The sequence below is a fragment of the Cryptocyanus atlanticus LEGE 06306 genome (assembly GCF_056633155.1).
In genome coordinates this window covers 42,697-59,991 of record NZ_JBSJOZ010000012.1, presented here as the reverse complement: position 1 = coordinate 59,991, position 17,295 = coordinate 42,697, and the positions used below count along the sequence as shown (strand labels likewise).

The window sequence follows — 17,295 nt, the reverse complement described above, 5'->3', positions numbered from 1 at the left end:
GGGTTGAGGTTGGGTTGAAAGATCAGGAGTTGCCCTGATTCTTGGAAATGATGGCTTCAGCCACATTGCGAGGAACTTCCTCGTAGTGGCTGAACTCCATCGAGAAAATACCCCGACCCTGGGTCATGGATCGGAGCTGGGTGGCGTAGCCGAACATTTCGGCCAGAGGCACCTTGGCCTGGACTTTGGACTGTCCGTTGTCGACGGACTGCCCCTCCACCTGGCCACGTCGGGAGGAGAGGTCACCGATGACCGAACCGAGGAAATCCTCGGGGATCTCGACCTCCACCTTCATCATCGGTTCAAGCAGCACTGGATTGCACTTCTTGACGCCGTCTTTGAAGGCCATGGAGCCGGCGATCTTGAACGCCATCTCCGACGAGTCGACATCGTGGTAGGACCCATCCACCATCGTGACCTTGATGTCGATCATCGGGAACCCGGCGATCACACCGGACTGGCAGGTTTCCTTCATGCCGTTCTCGGCCGGTCCGATGTATTCCTTCGGAACGATGCCGCCAACGATCTTGTTGACGAACTCAAAGCCCGAGCCTGGCTCGCCGGGCTCCATCTCGATCACGACATGGCCGTACTGGCCTTTGCCGCCGGTCTGGCGAGCGAACTTGCCTTCCCCCTTGGCGCGGCTGCGGATGGTTTCGCGATAGGAAACCTGTGGAGCACCGATGTTGGCTTCCACCTTGAACTCGCGAAGCATCCGGTCCACCAGGATCTCGAGGTGGAGTTCCCCCATGCCGGCGATCACCGTCTGGCTGGTTTCTGGATCGGTGGAGACCCGGAAGGTGGGATCTTCTTCGGAGAGGGATTGCAGGGCCTTGGAGAGTTTCTCCATGTCGCCCTTGGTCTTGGGTTCCACGGCCACGGAGATCACCGGTTCCGGGATGAAGAGCGACTCCAGGATGATCGGATCGCTCTCAACACAAAGGGTGTCGCCGGTGGTGGTGTCTTTGAGGCCCAGCACCGCGCCCAGATCGCCGGAACGGAGTTCATCCACTTCCTCCCGGTCGTCAGCCTTGAGCAGGATCAGGCGTGAAATCCGCTCTTTCTTGTCCTTGGTGCTGTTGAGCACGTAGCTTCCCTTCTTGAGCACACCCGAATACATGCGCACGAAGGTGAGCTTGCCGTAGGGATCGGCCATCACCTTGAAGGCCAGCGCGCTGAAGGGAGCACCATCGTCGCAGGGGCGATTGGACTCGGTGCCGTCGGGCAGCAGACCGGTGATCGGGGGGACATCCACCGGGGCCGGGAGGTAGTCGACCACGGCGTCGAGCACCAGCTGCACCCCTTTGTTCTTGAAGGCGGAGCCGCAGAGGATCGGCACCAGGCCGTGCTTGACGACCCCAATGCGGATGCCGCGGATCAGCTGCTCCTCGCTCAGCTCACCGTTCTCCAGGTAGGTTTCCAGCAGTTCTTCATCGGTTTCGGCCACCGATTCCATCAGCTTGCCGCGCCACTCGGCCGCTTCCTGCTTCATCTCGTCGGGAATCTCCCCTTCGAGAATGTCCGTGCCGAGATCATTGGTGTAAAGAATCGCCTTCTGACGAACCAGATCGATGATGCCCTTGAGGTCGCCTTCGGCGCCGATCGGCAATTGAATCGGGGCGGCGTTGGCCTTGAGGCGGTCCTTGATCTGCTCGTAGACCTTCAGGAAGTTGGCCCCGGTGCGATCCATCTTGTTGACGAATACAATCCGGGGCACGTTGTAGCGATCCGCCTGCCTCCAGACCGTTTCCGACTGGGGCTGGACACCACCGACGGCGCAGAACACGGCCACCACGCCATCGAGCACGCGCATGGAGCGCTCCACTTCGATCGTGAAATCGACGTGGCCGGGGGTGTCGATGATGTTGATCCGATGATCCTTCCAGCTGGTGGAGATCGCCGCGGCGGTGATGGTGATGCCGCGCTCCCGTTCCTGGGCCATCCAGTCGGTGACGGCGGCGCCGTCGTGGACCTCGCCCATCTTGTGGACCACCCCGGAATAGAAGAGGATCCGCTCGGTTGTGGTGGTCTTTCCCGCGTCAATGTGGGCGGCGATGCCGATGTTTCTGACGCGGTCCAGGGGGTAGGCGCGGGCCACGGGGTGGGTCTCCGGAGGTTGATCGACGAAAAGGCGGGCGTCAGCTTAGGCGCTGGCTCGGTGACGGCTGGCAGCGCCCGCGCTCCAGCGTGCTGGTCCGCTCAGTAGCGGTAGTGGGCGAAGGCCTTGTTGGCTTCGGCCATCTTGTGGGTTTCCTCCCGTTTGCGAACCGCGCTGCCCGCTTCGTTGGCGGCATCCATCAGTTCACCGGCCAGTTTCTGGGCCATGCTGCGGCCGTTGCGGACCCGAGAGAAATTCACGAGCCAGCGCAGGGCCATCGCCGTGCCGCGTTCCTGGCGCACTTCCATGGGCACCTGGTAGGTGGCGCCACCCACCCGCCTTGCCCGGACCTCCACCAGGGGGGTGGCGTTGCGAACGGCGGTCTCGAACACCTCGAGGGGATCGGTACCGGTGCGGTCGTTGATCAGGCCGAAGGCGTCGGAGAGGATCCGCTGGGCGGTGGACTTCTTGCCGTGCTTCATCAGTCTCGCCACGATCATCGAGGCGAGGCGGCTGTTGAACTGAGGATCGGGAAGGATCGGGCGCTTCTCAGCAGCGTTGCGGCGGGACATAAACCTGAGGGGATCGGAGCGGGGAGGGGTGGGAAGGCGGGATCAGCTCTTGGGGGTTTTGGCGCCGTACTTGGAGCGGCTCTTGCGCCGATCCTTCACGCCGGCGGTGTCGAGGGTGCCGCGGATGATGTGATATCGCACACCGGGCAGGTCCTTGACCCGGCCACCGCGGATCAGCACCACCGAGTGCTCCTGCAGGTTGTGGCCGATCCCCGGGATATAGGCGGTGACCTCGAATCCCGAGGTGAGGCGGACGCGGGCCACCTTGCGCAGTGCCGAGTTCGGCTTCTTGGGCGTGGAGGTGTACACCCGTGTGCACACGCCGCGCCTCTCCGGGCAGGCGCGAAGCGCCGGGGACTTGGTCTTGCGGGTGAGGTGCTGCCGCTCGGTGCGGATCAGCTGCTGAATCGTGGGCATCGAGGGCCGGCGTGGGGGTCGGACGTCCGACCGTTATCGACAATCCGTCACCTTACGTCGTCGTGGTCCCGCCGCTGGTTCCAGGGGTGAAGGAGGCCCCGCAGGCGCAGCAGGTCAGCCCCTCCGCCTCCCGGATCAGGAAACCGCCGCCGCTGAGATCGCCCCGGTAGTCGAGGCTCAGCCCGGCCAGGAGGGAGGTCTGCTCTGCGGGGGCGTGCAGGGTGATCCCGTCGGCACGGGCCACCGGGACGCCGGCGAGATGGCCGGGGCGGATCCGGATCACCCAGCGCTCGCAGCTGCCGCCGACCAGATCAAGGTGCATCAGCCCCGGGGTGCCGGCCACGGCGGCCTGGCGACCAAGCTCAGCGGCGGCCGTGGCGCTCAGGCGGAGGGTGTGGCCCTTCGGCATGGTCGGGCGGATCCGGTGACGGGGCCCCTCACTCTGGCAGCGCCGCGGCGGCGCGCCCATCGCGGGGCACGAGCCCCAGTCCGTTGTGGATCGAGGCCGCCACCCCCCTTCCGTTGACGGTCACGGCTGTGCCCACCATCAGCCCGGTGGAGCTTCCCCCATCCAGGTTGAGGGCGTCGCGCAGGCCGAGCTGACCCAGCAGGGCCGCCGTTTCCGAGAGCGTGGGGCCGGGGTGCTCCACCCCCTGCAGCGTCACCAGCCAGAGCTGCTGTCCGTCGCTGCCGATCACGGTGCGGGGAGCCCCCTGTCGCTGGAAGGCGGCGCTGAAGCCTTCGGCCGTCCCATTGAGCACCATCCGTCCGTTCTGCAGCAGCAACGGCCCCCCTCCCATCACGAAGGGTTCGTCCCCGAGTGGATCGCTGGGACGGCTCGAGAGTGCGAGCGGCGTGCCCACCGGCCAGGCCGCCGCCACGCCGGCCCGTCCCACCACCAGGGTCTGGCCAGGGGTCAGGGGCACTCCCCGCGCCAGCTGTCCGCTGTCCAGCTGCTCCCTCACCAGGCCGTCGCCGACGATCACCCCCGTTTCGCTGCCGCTCAGGGCCCGGTAGCCCCGGCCCCAGTCGGCCGTGTAGCGGGCCAGCCCGCGCTGCACATAGCCGCTGTTCACGGCCAGCACCGGCCAGCGGCGCCCGTTGCCTTCGATCAGCCACTCCCGCAGCGCCAGCCGGCCGAAGCGGGGCAGGGTGCCCGGCCGCCAGGCCACGGCTCCCCGGTTGAGGATCGGTCCGGACAGCCAGCGCCCCTCCTCCTTGAGGGCCCCCAGTGGCAGGCGCCGCACCCGGTTGAAGAAGCCACCGTTGATGGCCACCAGGGCCTGTTCGCCCCGGGCCAGGGTGGGCAGAAGGCTCAGGCCTTCCATGCCATCGGCCCGGGTGAGCAGCCGCAGATCCAGGGGACTGGTGCGGGGGTCGAGCCGCACGCTGTTGATCAGCATCCGCCGGCTTCCCAGGGCGCGCACCTGGCGCTCCACCACCACGCTGCGGTTGAGCAGCGCCTGGAGGCGGGGATCCAGCGGTGGGGGTGCCACCGGGTCGGAGCCGGAGAGGGCCCCGCTGCCCTGCAGATCGAACACCAGCCGGGCCGGACCGCCGAGGGTGAGCACCCGCCCGGGGGCGCCGCTGCGACCGATGAGCAGGCCCTCCGGACCGGTGCGCACGGTCAGGCCCAGGGCCTGGAGTTCGGCGCGCTGCGCGGCGGTGCTGTTCAGGCCGAACAGCAGGTCATCGTCGCCCTGCCGCACCACCGCGGCGCCGGAGAGATCCAGAACCACCTGCCGGACCGGCCCCGGCGGAGACGTGCGCACCCGCAGCAGGGCCGGTGGCGGCAGCTCGAGACGCAGCAGGCCGCCGGCCGCGGGTTCGCTGCGGACACCGGCGGATTGCAGCAGCTGACTCACCTCCAGGGCCACCTCGTCGTCCAGGCTGCGCTGGCCGGCCGGCGGCACCCGCAGGGTGGAGCCGAACCACTCGAGATCGATGCTGCCGTCGGGCTTGCTGTCACTGGCGATGCCCAGTTGGCCCCGGAGCACCTCCAGGGGGATCCAGAGCTGGGCCGGCCCGCTCCGCTCGGCCGGTCTCCACAACCAGCGGGCCTGTTGCCGTCGCCCGTTGATCTGCAGGGCCTGGCCCTCCTGCGCCGCCGCCCCCCGCTGGGCCAGCTCCCCTGAACGGGGCGGCGGGCTGGAGGGCGCTCCACCGGCGGAGGCCTCCACGGCCACGGGACTGACCAGGCTGGTCAGCGCGGGCAGCAGGGCCAGAGCGATGGCCGGACTCAGCCATGGCCCCGGCAAGGAGCTGTTCGGTCCCGGCATCGCCCCAGATCCGTTGATGGTGAACGCTAACGCTGGGGGCCAGTCCCTAGGATTTCATGTCCCTAGAGGGCGGTTGGCTCCGTAGATCGGGGTTGCTGCCGGATACCGCAGGTTGTTCCCGGGCCATGCCTCTCCCCTCCCGCTCCGAATGGCCCCACCGCGACTCACCGGCCCCGATGGCCGTGGCCGGTGAAAAGGACGCCTGCGGGGTTGGCTTTCTGGCTCAGCTGAGCGGCGAGGCCAGCCACTGGCTGCTGCTCCAGGCCCTGAGGGGGCTGGGCTGCATGGAGCACCGGGGCGGCTGCGGCGGCGACGGTGACTCCGGCGACGGTGCCGGCATCCTCTGCGGGATCCCCTGGAGCTACCTGGAGGCGGTCTGGCCGGAGGCGGCCCAGGCGGAACCCGGCCGCCGGGGCCTGGCCATGCTCTTCCTGCCGGCCGATGCCGAGAAACGGGCCCTGGCCCGCCGCTTCTGCGAGGAAGGAGCGGCCCTGGTGGGTCTCCGCAGCGTCGGCTGGCGGGCGGTGCCGGTGGACGCGTCCGTGCTCGGTCCGCTCGCCCGCGAGACGGCGCCGGTGATCGAGCAGTGGCTGGTGGAGGGCCCCGAGCCCGGGGACGCTCTCGAATCCCTGCTGTTCCGGTGCCGCCGCCGGGTCGGCGACCTGGCGCGGGAAGCCTGGGGCGCGGGGGCGGGGGCGCTCTACTTCGCGTCCTTCAGCGGCCGCACCCTTGTCTACAAGGGCATGGTGCGCTCGGCCGTTCTGGGCCCGTTCTACCGCGACCTGGCCGATGATCGCTTCGCGGTCAGCTTCGCGGTCTACCACCGTCGCTTCAGCACCAACACCCTGCCCCGCTGGCCCCTGGCCCAGCCGATGCGGCTGCTCGGCCACAACGGCGAGATCAACACCCTGCTGGGGAACCTGAACTGGGCCCATGCGGCGGAGTCCCATCTGGATGCGGTCTGGGGGCCAGCCGCCGATGATCTCAAGCCGGTGGTGAATGCAGCCTTCAGCGATTCCGCCAACCTCGACGCCATGCTCGAGCTGATGGTGCGCAGCGGCCGGCCGATCACCGACAGCCTGCTGACCCTGGTGCCGGAGGCCTTCCGGAATCAGCCGGAGCTCGAATCCCGGCCGGAGGTGCAGGCCTTCTATGAGTACTCCGCCTGCCTGCAGGAACCCTGGGATGGCCCGGCCCTGCTGGTGTTCAGCGATGGTCGCAGCGTCGGGGCCACCCTCGACCGCAACGGCCTCCGCCCCGCCCGTTACTGCATCACCAGTGACGGACTCGTGGTGATGGGTTCGGAAACGGGCGTGATGGAGATCGAGGAGAGCCGCATCGTGGAGAAAGGTCGCCTCGGCCCTGGCCAGATGCTCGCCGTTGATCTGGAGAACGGCAGGCTGCTGCAGAACTGGCAGGTCAAGGAGGAGGTGGCCGCCCGCCATCCCTACGGCGCCTGGCTCCAGGAGCATCGCCGCAGCCTGCCCGGCCAGCCCTGGCAGGGGGAGCGCTGCATGGATGAGCGGGACCTGCTGCGTCACCAGATCGCCTTCGGCCTCACCTCCGAGGATCTTGATCTGGTGATCGAGGAGATGGCCGGCCAGGGCAAGGAGCCCACCTACTGCATGGGCGACGACATTCCCCTGGCGGTGCTCTCCGGCAAGCCCCACCTCCTCTACGACTACTTCAAGCAGCGATTCGCCCAGGTCACCAACCCGCCGATCGACCCCCTGCGCGAGGAACTGGTGATGAGCCTGGAGATGCATCTGGGCCGGCGGGGCTCCGCCCTGCGACCGGAGCCCTCGGCGGCCTCGGTTCTGCACCTCGACACCCCCGTTCTCAATGAGCTGGACCTGGCGGCCCTGCCCCTGCAGGGCCTGCCCACCACCACCCTCTCCACCCTCTACGCCATGGAGCAGGGCCCCGACGGGCTCCGCCAGGCCCTGGAGCGGCTCTGTCGCACGGCCGAGGACGCCGTGCGGGATGGACTGCAAATCCTGGTGCTCTCCGATCGCGCCGCCTCCGGCCTCAGTGCCGGCACCACCTACATTCCGCCCCTGCTCGCGGTGGGGGCGGTGCACCAGCACCTGCTCTCCCTGGGTCTGCGGCTCCACTGCTCCCTGGTCGTCGACACCGCCCAGTGCTGGAGCACCCACCATCTGGCCTGCCTGATCGGCTTCGGGGCGAGTGCCGTCTGCCCCTGGCTCAGCTGGGAAACCACCCGCCATTGGCAGGCCCACCCCCGCACCCGCACCCTGATGGAGCGGGGCAAACTGCCGGCGATCGATGCCGCCACGGCCCAGGCCAACGTGCGCAAGGCCCTCGAAGCGGGTCTGCGCAAGATCCTCTCCAAGATCGGCATCTCCCTGCTGGCCAGCTATCACGGCGCCCAGATCTTCGAGGCGATCGGCATCGGCGCCGATCTGATCGAGCTGGCCTTCCGGGGCACCACCAGCCGGGTGGCGGGTCTCAGCCTCGATGACCTGGCCAGCGAGACCCTGGCCTTCCACAGCAAGGCGTTCCCCGAGCTGAATCGCAACCGGCTCGAATTCATGGGCTTCGTGCAGTACCGCACCGGCGGTGAGTTCCATCTCAACAGCCCCGAGATGGCCAAGGCCCTCCATGCCGCCGTGGCCGCCGGCCCCGGCTACGACCACTTCGCCACTTACCGCACCCTGCTGGAGCACCGTCCCGTCACCTCCCTGCGGGATTTGCTCGATCTCCGGGCGGCCCCCACGCCCCTGCCGATCGACCAGGTGGAGAGCGTGGAGAGCATCTGCAGCCGGTTCTGCACCGGCGGCATGAGCCTGGGGGCCCTCTCCAGGGAGGCCCATGAGGTGCTGGCCGTCGCGATGAACCGGATCGGCGGCAAGAGCAACAGCGGGGAGGGGGGGGAGGATCCGGCCCGCTACCACCCCCTCACCGACGTGGACGACGCGGGCCGGTCCGCCACGCTCCCCACCATCGGCGGCCTGCGCCGCGGCGATAGCGCCTGCTCCGCCATCAAGCAGGTGGCCTCAGGTCGCTTCGGGGTCACTCCCGAATATCTGCGCAGTGGCCGCCAGCTTGAGATCAAGGTGGCCCAGGGGGCCAAGCCGGGGGAGGGGGGGCAGCTGCCCGGCCCGAAGGTTGACGCCTACATCGGCTGGCTGCGCAACAGCAAGCCCGGGGTGGCCCTGATTTCTCCCCCCCCCCACCATGACATCTATTCGATCGAGGATCTGGCCCAGCTGATCCACGACCTGCACCAGGTGCATCCGGCCGCGAAGGTGTCAGTGAAGCTGGTGGCCGAGATCGGCATCGGCACGATCGCCGCCGGGGTGGCCAAGGCCAACGCCGATGTGATCCAGATCTCGGGCCACGACGGGGGAACCGGGGCCTCACCGCTGAGTTCGATCAAACACGCCGGCAGTCCCTGGGAACTGGGTCTGTCGGAGGTGCACCGCAGTCTGCTGGAGAACAGCCTGCGCGACCGGGTGCTGCTCCGGGCTGACGGCGGCCTCAAGACCGGCTGGGATGTGGTGATGGCCGCCCTGCTCGGGGCCGAGGAATTCGGCTTCGGCTCGGTGGCGATGATCGCCGAGGGATGCATCATGGCCCGGGTCTGCCACACCAACAACTGCCCGGTGGGAGTGGCCACCCAGAAGGAGGCTCTGCGCCGACGCTTCACCGGCCTGCCCGAGCATGTGGTCAACTTCTTCCTCTACGTGGCCGAAGAGGTCCGGCAGCTGCTCAGCGTGCTGGGTGTGGCCCGGCTCGAGGATCTGATCGGCCGCAACGAGCTGCTGCAGGCCCGGGAGGTGTCCCTGGCCAAGACCGGGCCCCTTGATCTCTCCTGTCTGCTGGCCCCGCTGCCCCGGCAGGCCGATCGCACCTGGCTGCGCCACGACCCGCAGGCCCATGGCAACGGAGCCATCCTCGAAGATGGGCTCCTGGCCGATCCCGACGTGCTCGAGGCGATGGAGCAGCACGGGTGCATCAGCCGCCGTCTGACCATCGTCAACACCGACCGCAGCGTGGGAGCCCGGCTCGCCGGCGAGATCGCTGCCCGCCATGGCAATGCCGGTTTCCGGGGGGAGCTCGATCTGCGTTTCGAGGGCGCAGCGGGCCAGAGCTTCGGCGCCTTCCTGCTCCGTGGCATGGACATCAGGCTGGAAGGCGATGCCAACGATTACGTCGGCAAGGGCATGAACGGTGGTCGCCTCACCGTGGTGCCCCACCCCGGCGGCCATGACCCCGGGGGCCAGGTGATCCTCGGCAACACCTGCCTGTATGGCGCCACCGGAGGAGAGCTCTTCGCCCTGGGCCGCTCCGGAGAACGGTTCGCCGTGCGCAACAGCGGAGCCCGGGCCGTGGTGGAGGGCTGCGGCGACCATTGCTGCGAATACATGACCGGCGGTGTGGTGGTGGTGCTCGGCAGCACCGGCCGCAACGTGGCCGCTGGCATGACTGGCGGGGTCGCCTTCCTGCTCGATGAGGCCGACGGCCTGGCTGCCCGCCTCAACCCGGAGATCGTGACCATGCACGGGCTGGACACCCCCGAGCAGGAAGCCCTGCTCAAGCCCCTGCTGGAATGCCATCTCGAGGTCACCGGCAGTCGGAAGGCGGCCGAGATCCTGGCCCACTGGCCCCAGTGGCGCAGCCGTTTCAAGGTACTGGTCCCCCCCAGCGAGAAAGCCAACCTGGGCCTGAGCGAGCGGGAGGCCCTGGCGGCCGTCTCCTGAGGCTGCTTTCCCCGGTGGGGCTGGCGGGGGGCTCAGACCCGCTCGAAGGCGATCAGCCGGGAGAAGTAGAAGGGGGCCTGGTTGAGGCTGCGGCGCAGGGGCCGGAATCCGGCGGCGGCGGCGGCGGCCACGATGCCGTCCTCACGCAAGGTGTAGGCCCTGGTCGTGCGGCTCGGTCCGGGAAAGAGCTGGCCGATCGACTTCAGCAGGGCCAGCAGGGGCGTGTAGGGGGCGAAGCTCACGATCAGACGGCGCTCCGCCAGGCCGGCCAGATGGGCCACCATCTCCTCGGCGGCCTGCTGGGGGTAGTGGATGAACACGTCCAGGCAGATCACCGTGTCGTAGCGGCCCTCGAGGCTCTCCAGGTCCGAGCTCGTGATGTTCAGTCGGGTAGGGGGCACCCCCGCCTCCCCGGCGCGGCGGCACGCCTCGGCCACCATCGCGTCGGAGAGATCGCTGGCGGCGATCGGGCCGGCCCCCAGTTGGGCCAGCGGCAGACAGAGGCTGCCCACGCCGCAGCCCGCGTCGCAGAAGCTCCGTGCCGGGAGATCGCCCTCCTCCTGCAGCCAGGCCAGCACCTGATCCACGGTTTTCTGGTGGCCGATGCGGATGTTCCGCTGCACCTTGTTGACCTCGTCGCTGTCGCTGTAGATGCGCGTCCAGCGCTCGAATCCCGTGCTGTTGAAGTAGGCGCGTACCTCGTCTTTCTCGGCCCGCTTCGGACAGGTCGCCGCGGGGCCGGAAAGCGGGCTTGTCGGCCGGTCGGCCGTTGGGCCCGTCCGGCTCGGGTCCAGGGGCGGATCTGCCTTCATCGGGAGCTCGGGTGGGGTGGGGGCGGATCCTACGGAGCCTCAGCGGGGCCTCCGCCAGTGCAGGGGTGCTCCAGCCGCCCCATCCCCGTCCTGACTCCAGCGCAGGGTCTCGGGCAGGGACCGACCCACCAGCATCGGCGCCACCGGCTGGCGCGCCCCCAGCACTCGGCGTGGTGTGACGGTGGCCGCCGCGATCGCCTGGCCCGGCCTGGCACTCCAGCCGGCCAGCCGGCTGACCCCCTCCAGCAGGGGCAGGGTGGTGCCGGCCAGGGTGCCGTCCTCCAGCCGGCAGCTGCCGTCTTCCACCAGCAGCCCCCGCTGGTCCCAGCGATGCCTCCCGGCGCCCAGGCCATAGGGGGCGAGGGCGTCGCTGACCAGCACCACCTGGCCGGGGGCCAGCCGCTGGAGCAGCACGGCCATCGCCGGCGCCACATGGATCCCGTCGGCGATCAGACCGAGCGCCACATCGCCGCGCAGGGCCGCCACCGCCAGCGGCCCCGGGGCGCGGTGCCCCAGGCCGGCCATGGCGTTGAACGCATGGGTGAGCATCCCCACTCCGGCCTGGAAGGCCTGCTCGGCCGCCGCGGCGTCGGCACGGCTGTGGCCCAGGCTGACGACGATGCCGGCGGAGCGCAGGGCGGCGATCACCGCGCCGGCTCCTTCCAGTTCGGGGGCGAGGGTGACCAGGGCGATCGAGCGCTCGAAGCCGGCGATGCGCTCGCGCAGGGCGTCCAGAGTCGGTGGACAGAGGTGGGCGATGCTGTGGGCACCCCGCCGCTCGGGGGCGAGGAACGGCCCCTCCAGGTGGGCCCCCAGCAGGCGGCAGCGACCCGGCTCGTGCCGCAGCCGGGCCTGCTCCAGCACCGCCAGTGCCTGGCGGAGCTGGCCGACTCCGCAGGTCACCAGGGTCGGGCAGATGGCCTCGACCCCGTCGTTCCAGAGCCGCTCCAGCAGCTGCAGCAACCGGGGCAGATCCTGGGGTGTGAGCTCGGGGAAGGCCAGGCCCAGTCCGCCGTTGATCTGCAGATCAACGGCGGGCGGACTGAGCCAGTCCCCCCCCCAGCGCTCCCCGGCCGCCACCGTGCCGGGTGGCAGCGGTTCGACTCGGGCGATCCGTCCCTCGCCGTCGACTCCGACGCGCCAGCGGCGGTTCGCCCGGTGGGTGCAGGGGCCGGCCTCGGGAAGCCGCACGTCGCTGAGCCAGCGCAGGGACATCGGCAGGGGGACGCGGCGAGCGTGAGAATGCCATCCTCGCCGCCCCCCGGTCGTGATCGTTGAGCCGTCCTCCACCGAGTTCGCCCCTCCGCCGGCCCAACCGGGCGACGGCCGCGCCCTTGCCCGGGTGGCCGTGGTGATGGGCAGCGACTCCGATCTGCCCACCATGCAGCCGGCCGTGCAGCTGCTCGAGGACTTCGAGGTGCCAGTGGAGGTGCGGGTGCTCTCCGCCCATCGCACGCCGCTGGAGATGGTGGCCTTCGCCGAAGGCGCCTCCCCCAGGGGGTTGCGCGTGCTCATCGCCGGCGCCGGAGGCGCGGCCCACCTGCCCGGCATGCTGGCGGCTCTGACGACGTTGCCGGTGATCGGCGTGCCGGTGCTCAGCCGCGCGCTCTCGGGGGTGGACTCGCTCCACTCGATCGTCCAGATGCCGGCCGGGATCCCTGTCGCCACCATTGCCATCGGCAATGGGATCAATGCCGCTCTGCTGGCGGTTCAGATCCTCGCCCTCGCCGATCCCGCCCTGAACGCCCGCCTGGTGGAGTATCGGCGCCAGCTGCATGACCAGATCTGCGGCAAGGACGCTCGCCTGCGTCAGCTCGGCAGCGCCGCCTACCTGCGGGGCATGGAGCCATGAGCCTCGCCCCGGGCCTGGCGCCCTGGCAGCGGCTGGGTCTGGCCCTGCCACTGCTGGTGCTCAATCTGTGGGTGCTGCGCCAGCTGCTGCTGCCGCTGGCGCCGTTCCCCGCCCTGTTCCTGACGGCGGCCCTGATCGCTTTCCTGCTCGATCTGCCCAGCCGCTGGTTGCGGGGACGGGGGGTTCCATCGCTGCTGGCCCTGACGCTCGTGCTGGGTCTGGCCTTCGGGCTGCTGGTGCTGGTGGCTGTCTGGTTGCTGCCGCGGCTGGTGCAGCAGCTGGGCGATCTGCTCAACACCCTGCCCTCCTGGCTCGCCGAGGGGGAGGTGCTGCTGGACCGGGCCCAGGCCTGGGCCGCTGAGCGCGGCCTGCCGGCGGATTTCGGCGACCCGAGCAGCGCCCTGCTCACCCGCTCCACCCAGCTGGCCGCCCAGATCAGTCAGCGGCTGCTTGGCTTGCTTGGCACCACGGTCACCCTCACCCTCAACACCCTGATCGTGATCGTGCTGGCCATCTTCCTGTTGCTCGGGGGCGAATCGATCAGCCAGGGGCTGGCCCGCTGGTTGCCCGAGAGCTGGCGGGCCCTGGTGCTCGCCACCACGGTGCGCACCTTTCGCGGTTACTTCGGCGGGCAGGTGATCCTCGCCCTGATTCTCAGCGCCGCCCAGATCGTGGTGTTCACCCTGCTGGGGATCCCCTACGGCGTGCTGTTCGGGGTGGCGATCGGCTTCACCACCTTGATTCCCTATGCCAGCGCCCTGACGATCGTGGCGGTGAGCCTGCTGCTGGCCCTGGAGGATCCCGGCACCGGAGTGAAGGTGCTGGCGGCCTCAATCAGCGTCGGCCAGGTGGTGGATCAGGGGATCCAGCCGCGGTTGATGGGCCAGATCGTCGGACTGCAGCCGGCCTGGCTGCTGCTCAGCCTGCCGGTGGGGGCCCGGGTCGGCAGCCTGCTGGGGCTGGGAGACCTGCTGGGTCTGCTGCTGGCGGTGCCGGTGGCCAGTTGCCTCAAGACCTTTCTCGATGAACTGGCCCGGCGCCTGGGCCTGCCGGAGCCGCCGCTGATCACCCCGCCGCGATCAGCTCCTGACGCTCCAGGTAACTGATCACCTGACGGGCCGCCTCCTCCAGGCTCCGCCCCCCGGTATCAACCCGCAGCTCCGGGGCCTCGGGGGCCTCGTAGGGGCTGGAGATGCCCGTGAACTCCTTGATCACCCCGGCGCGGGCCTTGGCATAGAGCCCCTTGGGATCCCGCTGTTCGCAGACCGCCAGGTCGGCGGCGCAGTGGATCTCGATGAAGTCGCCGGGCTCCACCAGGGCCCGGGCCCGCTCCCGGTCGGCCCGGAACGGCGAGACGAAGGCGGTGAGGGTGATCACGCCGGCATCGAGGAAGAGCTTGGCCACCTCCCCGATGCGACGGATGTTCTCCTCCCGGTCGGCGTCGGAGAAGCCCAGGTCGTGGCAGAGGCCATGCCGCACGTTGTCACCATCGAGCAGATAGGTGGCCAGTCCCCGCCGGAACAGCTCCACGTTGACGGCGTTGGCCAGGGTGCTCTTGCCCGCCCCGGAGAGGCCGGTGAACCAGAGGATCGCGCTGCGGTGGCCGCGCTGGCGGGCCCGGGCGGCCCGGTCGATCGAAGCGTCGTGCCAGACGATGTTGGAAGCCTTGCTGTCGGCGGAGGGGCTTGTCATCGCGCTGGGGGTCGGTGGAAACTCGGGACCATTGTCCTAGGTCGCCCAGACAGGCGGGGAGGGTCAGCCCCCCGCCTCTCTGGGCCGGAAGCCCTCCGCCGTGAGGGCTTCCAGGCAGGGAGCCCGCTGATCGCCCTGGAGTTCGATCACGCCCGCTTTCAACGTGCCCCCGCTTCCGGCGGTGGCCTTGAGCCGCTTGAGCAGGGCCCGGGCGTCGGACTCACTGAGCTCCAGGCCGGTGATGAGGGTCACGGTCTTGCCGCCCTTGCCGGCCTTGGTGCGCTGCACGCGGACCCGCTGCCGGGGTCGGGGGGTGGCCGGGGCCTCCGGGTTCTCGGGCCGGGCAGTGCTCGCCTCGGGGCTGAACTCCCGCCAGCCTCCCTTGCCCATGCCGCCCATTGCCGCTACGCCTCCTATCACAGCGCATCGGTGAGCCCGTGGATCTGCCGCCCCTCCGCGTTGAGATGCTGCGCCTCGACCTGAACCCCCGCCCGGTGCCTCCCGCCTGCATTCCGCGGTCGGCCCCCGACGGGGACAGCCTGCGCTTGTCGATGGTGGAGGCGCCCCCATGCCCGGATCCCGCCGCGCGCCTTCGCATCGACATGCCGCCGGGCTGGTCCCCCCTGCCGGCCCGCCCGGACGGTGGGAAAGTCTGGACCCTGCCGCCCCCGCCGGTGCCGCCGCGACCCGCTTCCTAGGCTGAAGCACCCCGATTGATCACCGGTGACGAGCACCCTCCCCCCGATCCCGCCGGGGTCCTCCCCCCTGACCGGTGCCGCCGCCCTGGAGGAGGGGGCCCGCCCCAATGCGCTGGGCCGCTTCGGCCGCTTCGGCGGCCAGTACGTGCCGGAAACCCTGATGCCGGCCCTGGCGGAGCTGGAGGCTGCCGCCGCCGAGGCCTGGGCCGATCCCGCCTTCACCGGCCGGCTCAACCACCTGCTGCGCACCTACGTGGGCCGGCCGACACCGCTGTATGAGGCCGAGCGGCTCACCGCCCACTACGCCCGCCCCGAGGGCGGTCCCCGCCTGTGGCTGAAGCGCGAGGACCTCAACCACACCGGCGCCCACAAGATCAACAACGCTCTTGGCCAGGCCCTGCTGGCCCTGCGCATGGGCAAGCAGCGGGTGATCGCCGAGACCGGCGCCGGCCAGCACGGCGTGGCCACAGCCACCGTGTGCGCCCGCTTCGGCCTCGAGTGCGTGGTCTACATGGGCGCCGAGGACATGCGCCGCCAGGCCCTCAACGTGTTCCGCATGCGCCTGCTGGGGGCCACGGTGCAGCCGGTCACCGCCGGCAGCGCCACCTTGAAAGATGCCACCAGCGAAGCCATCCGCGACTGGGTCACCAACGTGGAGAGCACCCACTACATCCTGGGCTCGGTGGCGGGCCCCCACCCCTACCCGATGCTGGTGCGCGACTTCCACGCCGTGATCGGCCAGGAGACGAAGCGCCAGTGCGCCGAGGCCTTCGGTCGTCTGCCCGATGTGCTGCTGGCCTGTGTGGGTGGCGGTTCCAACGCCATGGGTCTGTTCCATCCCTTCGTTCAGGACACTGGGGTGCGCCTGATCGGCGTGGAGGCGGCCGGGGAGGGGGTGGCCACGGGGCGCCACGCCGCCACGATCACCGAGGGCCGCATCGGCGTGCTGCACGGTGCGATGAGCCTGCTGCTCCAGGACGGCGACGGCCAGGTGCAGGAGGCCCATTCGATCAGCGCCGGCCTCGACTACCCAGGCGTGGGCCCGGAGCACAGCTATCTCCAGGAACTGGGCCGGGCCGAGTACGCCGCCGTCACCGATCAGCAGGCCCTCGACGCCCTGCGCCGGGTCAGCGAGCTGGAGGGCATCATTCCGGCGCTGGAAACCGCCCACGCCTTCGCCCTGCTTGAGTCGCTCTGCCCCACCCTGGCCCCCGGAACCGAGGTGGTGATCAACCTCTCCGGCCGAGGCGACAAGGACGTGGCCACCGTGGCCGACCGGCTCGGGGATCAGCTGGCGGGATGAACCCCGAGCCGGTCAGGAGGCTGTCTCGGTGTCGCCGGCGTCCTTTCCCTCCCAGGCGAAGCGGGGCAGTCTCCGGAGGGCTTCCCGCTGGCTTTCAATCCAGACCCGGTTGATCTCCGCGATCACCGGCGCTCCCCGCTCCAGGGTCTGGTGGTGGGAGATCGCCAGGCTGTCGCGCGGGTAGAGAGCCACCTCGAACGGGGGGCCCACCGTGAGATTCGAGCGGCGGGTGATCACCTGGGAGACCAGGCACAGGCGGGCCGCGTCCTCGAGGGAGAGTCGCCAGTGGCCTACCCCATCAAGCGGGGGTTTGCCGTATTTGCTCTCGCCGATCTGCAGGAATGGCGTTTCGGGGGTGGCCATGATCGCGTTCCCCTGGGGATAGATCAGATAGAGCCCGTGGGGTTTGCCGGCGATCTGGCCACCGAGGATGAAGGAGGCTTCGCCGCTCGCGCCCACCTGATGAAGGGCCGAGTGGTTCTCGTTCTGCACGGCCACGCTCAGCCGGCCGATGTAGGCGGCCACCTCGAACAGATAACGGGCGCTCAGCAGGTCATGGGCGGTGGGGTCCTCCGGAGCCAGCACCAGACCCGGCCCCGCCGATCCCCCCGGGGTGTACATGCCCTCCCGGCGGGCCTGGTTCAGATCGCGGTGAATCCGGTTGACCACCGCCTGGGTCGTGGCCAGATTGCCGGCGGTCTGCAGCATGAACAACCGGTCAGGGGCCGGTTTGAAGCGGTGCAGTTTCCGGTAGGAGGAGATGTAGTCCACTCCGGCATTGGTGCGGGAGTCGGAGGCCATCACTAGCCCGCCCTCGAGCAGAAACCCGACGCAATAGGTCATCCCGC

Annotated in this window: 15 protein-coding genes; 5 read left to right on the top strand and 10 right to left on the bottom strand. The window is 69.7% G+C overall.

Annotated features, from left to right (window positions below; all coding sequences use genetic code 11):
• Nucleotides 1–22 precede the first annotated feature (22 nt).
• The 5 genes from fusA to ACWJI7_RS11965 form a co-directional block, all read right to left on the bottom strand.
• The gene (fusA, locus tag ACWJI7_RS11985; RefSeq protein WP_479938191.1) at nucleotides 23–2,098 is read right to left on the bottom strand and encodes an elongation factor G; all 2,076 of its coding nucleotides are present in this window, start codon (nucleotides 2,096–2,098) and stop codon (nucleotides 23–25) included.
• Between the two features lie 101 nt (nucleotides 2,099–2,199).
• Nucleotides 2,200–2,670: a 30S ribosomal protein S7 gene (gene rpsG, locus ACWJI7_RS11980; RefSeq protein WP_479938190.1), complete on the bottom strand. Its 471-nt coding sequence runs from the start codon at nucleotides 2,668–2,670 to the stop codon at nucleotides 2,200–2,202.
• A 42-nt stretch (nucleotides 2,671–2,712) separates the two neighbouring features.
• Nucleotides 2,713–3,087 carry a 30S ribosomal protein S12 gene (gene rpsL, locus ACWJI7_RS11975; protein WP_479938189.1) on the bottom strand — a complete coding sequence of 125 codons (375 nt, stop codon included), beginning with the start codon at nucleotides 3,085–3,087 and terminating at the stop codon, nucleotides 2,713–2,715.
• A gap of 52 nt (nucleotides 3,088–3,139) precedes the next feature.
• Nucleotides 3,140–3,496: an AIR synthase gene (locus ACWJI7_RS11970; protein WP_479938188.1), complete on the bottom strand. Its 357-nt coding sequence runs from the start codon at nucleotides 3,494–3,496 to the stop codon at nucleotides 3,140–3,142.
• A 28-nt stretch (nucleotides 3,497–3,524) separates the two neighbouring features.
• Nucleotides 3,525–5,366 carry a phosphodiester glycosidase family protein gene (locus tag ACWJI7_RS11965; protein WP_479938187.1) on the bottom strand — a complete coding sequence of 614 codons (1,842 nt, stop codon included), beginning with the start codon at nucleotides 5,364–5,366 and terminating at the stop codon, nucleotides 3,525–3,527.
• Between the two features lie 125 nt (nucleotides 5,367–5,491).
• On the opposite strand from ACWJI7_RS11965, the gene gltB reads away from it, so the two are divergent.
• A complete protein-coding gene (gene gltB, locus ACWJI7_RS11960) occupies nucleotides 5,492–10,090 on the top strand; it encodes a glutamate synthase large subunit (RefSeq protein ID WP_479938186.1) in 4,599 nt (1,532 codons plus the stop codon).
• Between the two features lie 32 nt (nucleotides 10,091–10,122).
• Here gltB and bchM read toward each other — a convergent pair whose 3' ends face one another.
• Complete coding sequence (bchM, locus tag ACWJI7_RS11955) at nucleotides 10,123–10,902, bottom strand: magnesium protoporphyrin IX methyltransferase (RefSeq protein WP_479938185.1); 780 nt, start codon at nucleotides 10,900–10,902, stop codon at nucleotides 10,123–10,125.
• Between the two features lie 39 nt (nucleotides 10,903–10,941).
• Nucleotides 10,942–12,117, bottom strand: a complete 1,176-nt coding sequence (locus ACWJI7_RS11950; protein ID WP_479938184.1) for an N-acetylglucosamine-6-phosphate deacetylase — start codon at nucleotides 12,115–12,117, stop codon at nucleotides 10,942–10,944.
• Nucleotides 12,118–12,244: 127 nt separating this feature from the next.
• On the opposite strand from ACWJI7_RS11950, the gene purE reads away from it, so the two are divergent.
• The gene (gene purE / locus ACWJI7_RS11945; RefSeq protein ID WP_479938213.1) at nucleotides 12,245–12,754 is read left to right on the top strand and encodes a 5-(carboxyamino)imidazole ribonucleotide mutase; all 510 of its coding nucleotides are present in this window, start codon (nucleotides 12,245–12,247) and stop codon (nucleotides 12,752–12,754) included.
• Nucleotides 12,751–13,860, top strand: a complete 1,110-nt coding sequence (locus ACWJI7_RS11940) for an AI-2E family transporter (protein ID WP_479938183.1) — start codon at nucleotides 12,751–12,753, stop codon at nucleotides 13,858–13,860. The genes purE and ACWJI7_RS11940 overlap by 4 nt, the downstream gene beginning before the upstream one ends.
• Here the strand turns inward: ACWJI7_RS11940 and cysC are convergent.
• Both cysC and ACWJI7_RS11930 read right to left on the bottom strand, forming a co-directional pair.
• Nucleotides 13,820–14,446, bottom strand: coding sequence for an adenylyl-sulfate kinase (gene cysC, locus ACWJI7_RS11935; RefSeq protein WP_479938182.1), 627 nt, complete (start codon nucleotides 14,444–14,446; stop codon nucleotides 13,820–13,822). The two genes, ACWJI7_RS11940 and cysC, sit on opposite strands and share 41 nt — an antisense overlap.
• Nucleotides 14,447–14,509: 63 nt before the next feature.
• Nucleotides 14,510–14,836, bottom strand: a complete 327-nt coding sequence (locus tag ACWJI7_RS11930; protein ID WP_479938181.1) for a translation initiation factor — start codon at nucleotides 14,834–14,836, stop codon at nucleotides 14,510–14,512.
• Between the two features lie 47 nt (nucleotides 14,837–14,883).
• On the opposite strand from ACWJI7_RS11930, the gene ACWJI7_RS11925 reads away from it, so the two are divergent.
• A complete protein-coding gene (locus tag ACWJI7_RS11925; RefSeq protein WP_479938180.1) occupies nucleotides 14,884–15,144 on the top strand; it encodes a hypothetical protein in 261 nt (86 codons plus the stop codon).
• Nucleotides 15,145–15,169: 25 nt separating this feature from the next.
• Nucleotides 15,170–16,447 (top strand): tryptophan synthase subunit beta, encoded by a 1,278-nt coding sequence (gene trpB / locus ACWJI7_RS11920; RefSeq protein WP_479938179.1) that lies wholly within the window; start codon nucleotides 15,170–15,172, stop codon nucleotides 16,445–16,447.
• Between the two features lie 12 nt (nucleotides 16,448–16,459).
• Here trpB and ACWJI7_RS11915 read toward each other — a convergent pair whose 3' ends face one another.
• Nucleotides 16,460–17,290, bottom strand: coding sequence for a proteasome-type protease (locus ACWJI7_RS11915; RefSeq protein ID WP_479938178.1), 831 nt, complete (start codon nucleotides 17,288–17,290; stop codon nucleotides 16,460–16,462).
• Nucleotides 17,291–17,295: the final 5 nt, after the last annotated feature.

Coding starts and splice junctions, on each gene's coding strand:
- rpsG (WP_479938190.1), bottom strand. CDS start 2,670: ATGTCCCGCCGCAACGCTGCTGAGAAGCGCCCGATCCTTCCCGATCCT.
- rpsL (WP_479938189.1), bottom strand. CDS start 3,087: ATGCCCACGATTCAGCAGCTGATCCGCACCGAGCGGCAGCACCTCACC.
- ACWJI7_RS11970 (WP_479938188.1), bottom strand. CDS start 3,496: ATGCCGAAGGGCCACACCCTCCGCCTGAGCGCCACGGCCGCCGCTGAG.
- ACWJI7_RS11965 (WP_479938187.1), bottom strand. CDS start 5,366: ATGCCGGGACCGAACAGCTCCTTGCCGGGGCCATGGCTGAGTCCGGCC.
- gltB (WP_479938186.1), top strand. CDS start 5,492: ATGCCTCTCCCCTCCCGCTCCGAATGGCCCCACCGCGACTCACCGGCC.
- bchM (WP_479938185.1), bottom strand. CDS start 10,902: ATGAAGGCAGATCCGCCCCTGGACCCGAGCCGGACGGGCCCAACGGCC.
- ACWJI7_RS11950 (WP_479938184.1), bottom strand. CDS start 12,117: ATGTCCCTGCGCTGGCTCAGCGACGTGCGGCTTCCCGAGGCCGGCCCC.
- ACWJI7_RS11940 (WP_479938183.1), top strand. CDS start 12,751: ATGAGCCTCGCCCCGGGCCTGGCGCCCTGGCAGCGGCTGGGTCTGGCC.
- cysC (WP_479938182.1), bottom strand. CDS start 14,446: ATGACAAGCCCCTCCGCCGACAGCAAGGCTTCCAACATCGTCTGGCAC.
- ACWJI7_RS11930 (WP_479938181.1), bottom strand. CDS start 14,836: ATGGGCAAGGGAGGCTGGCGGGAGTTCAGCCCCGAGGCGAGCACTGCC.
- ACWJI7_RS11915 (WP_479938178.1), bottom strand. CDS start 17,290: ATGACCTATTGCGTCGGGTTTCTGCTCGAGGGCGGGCTAGTGATGGCC.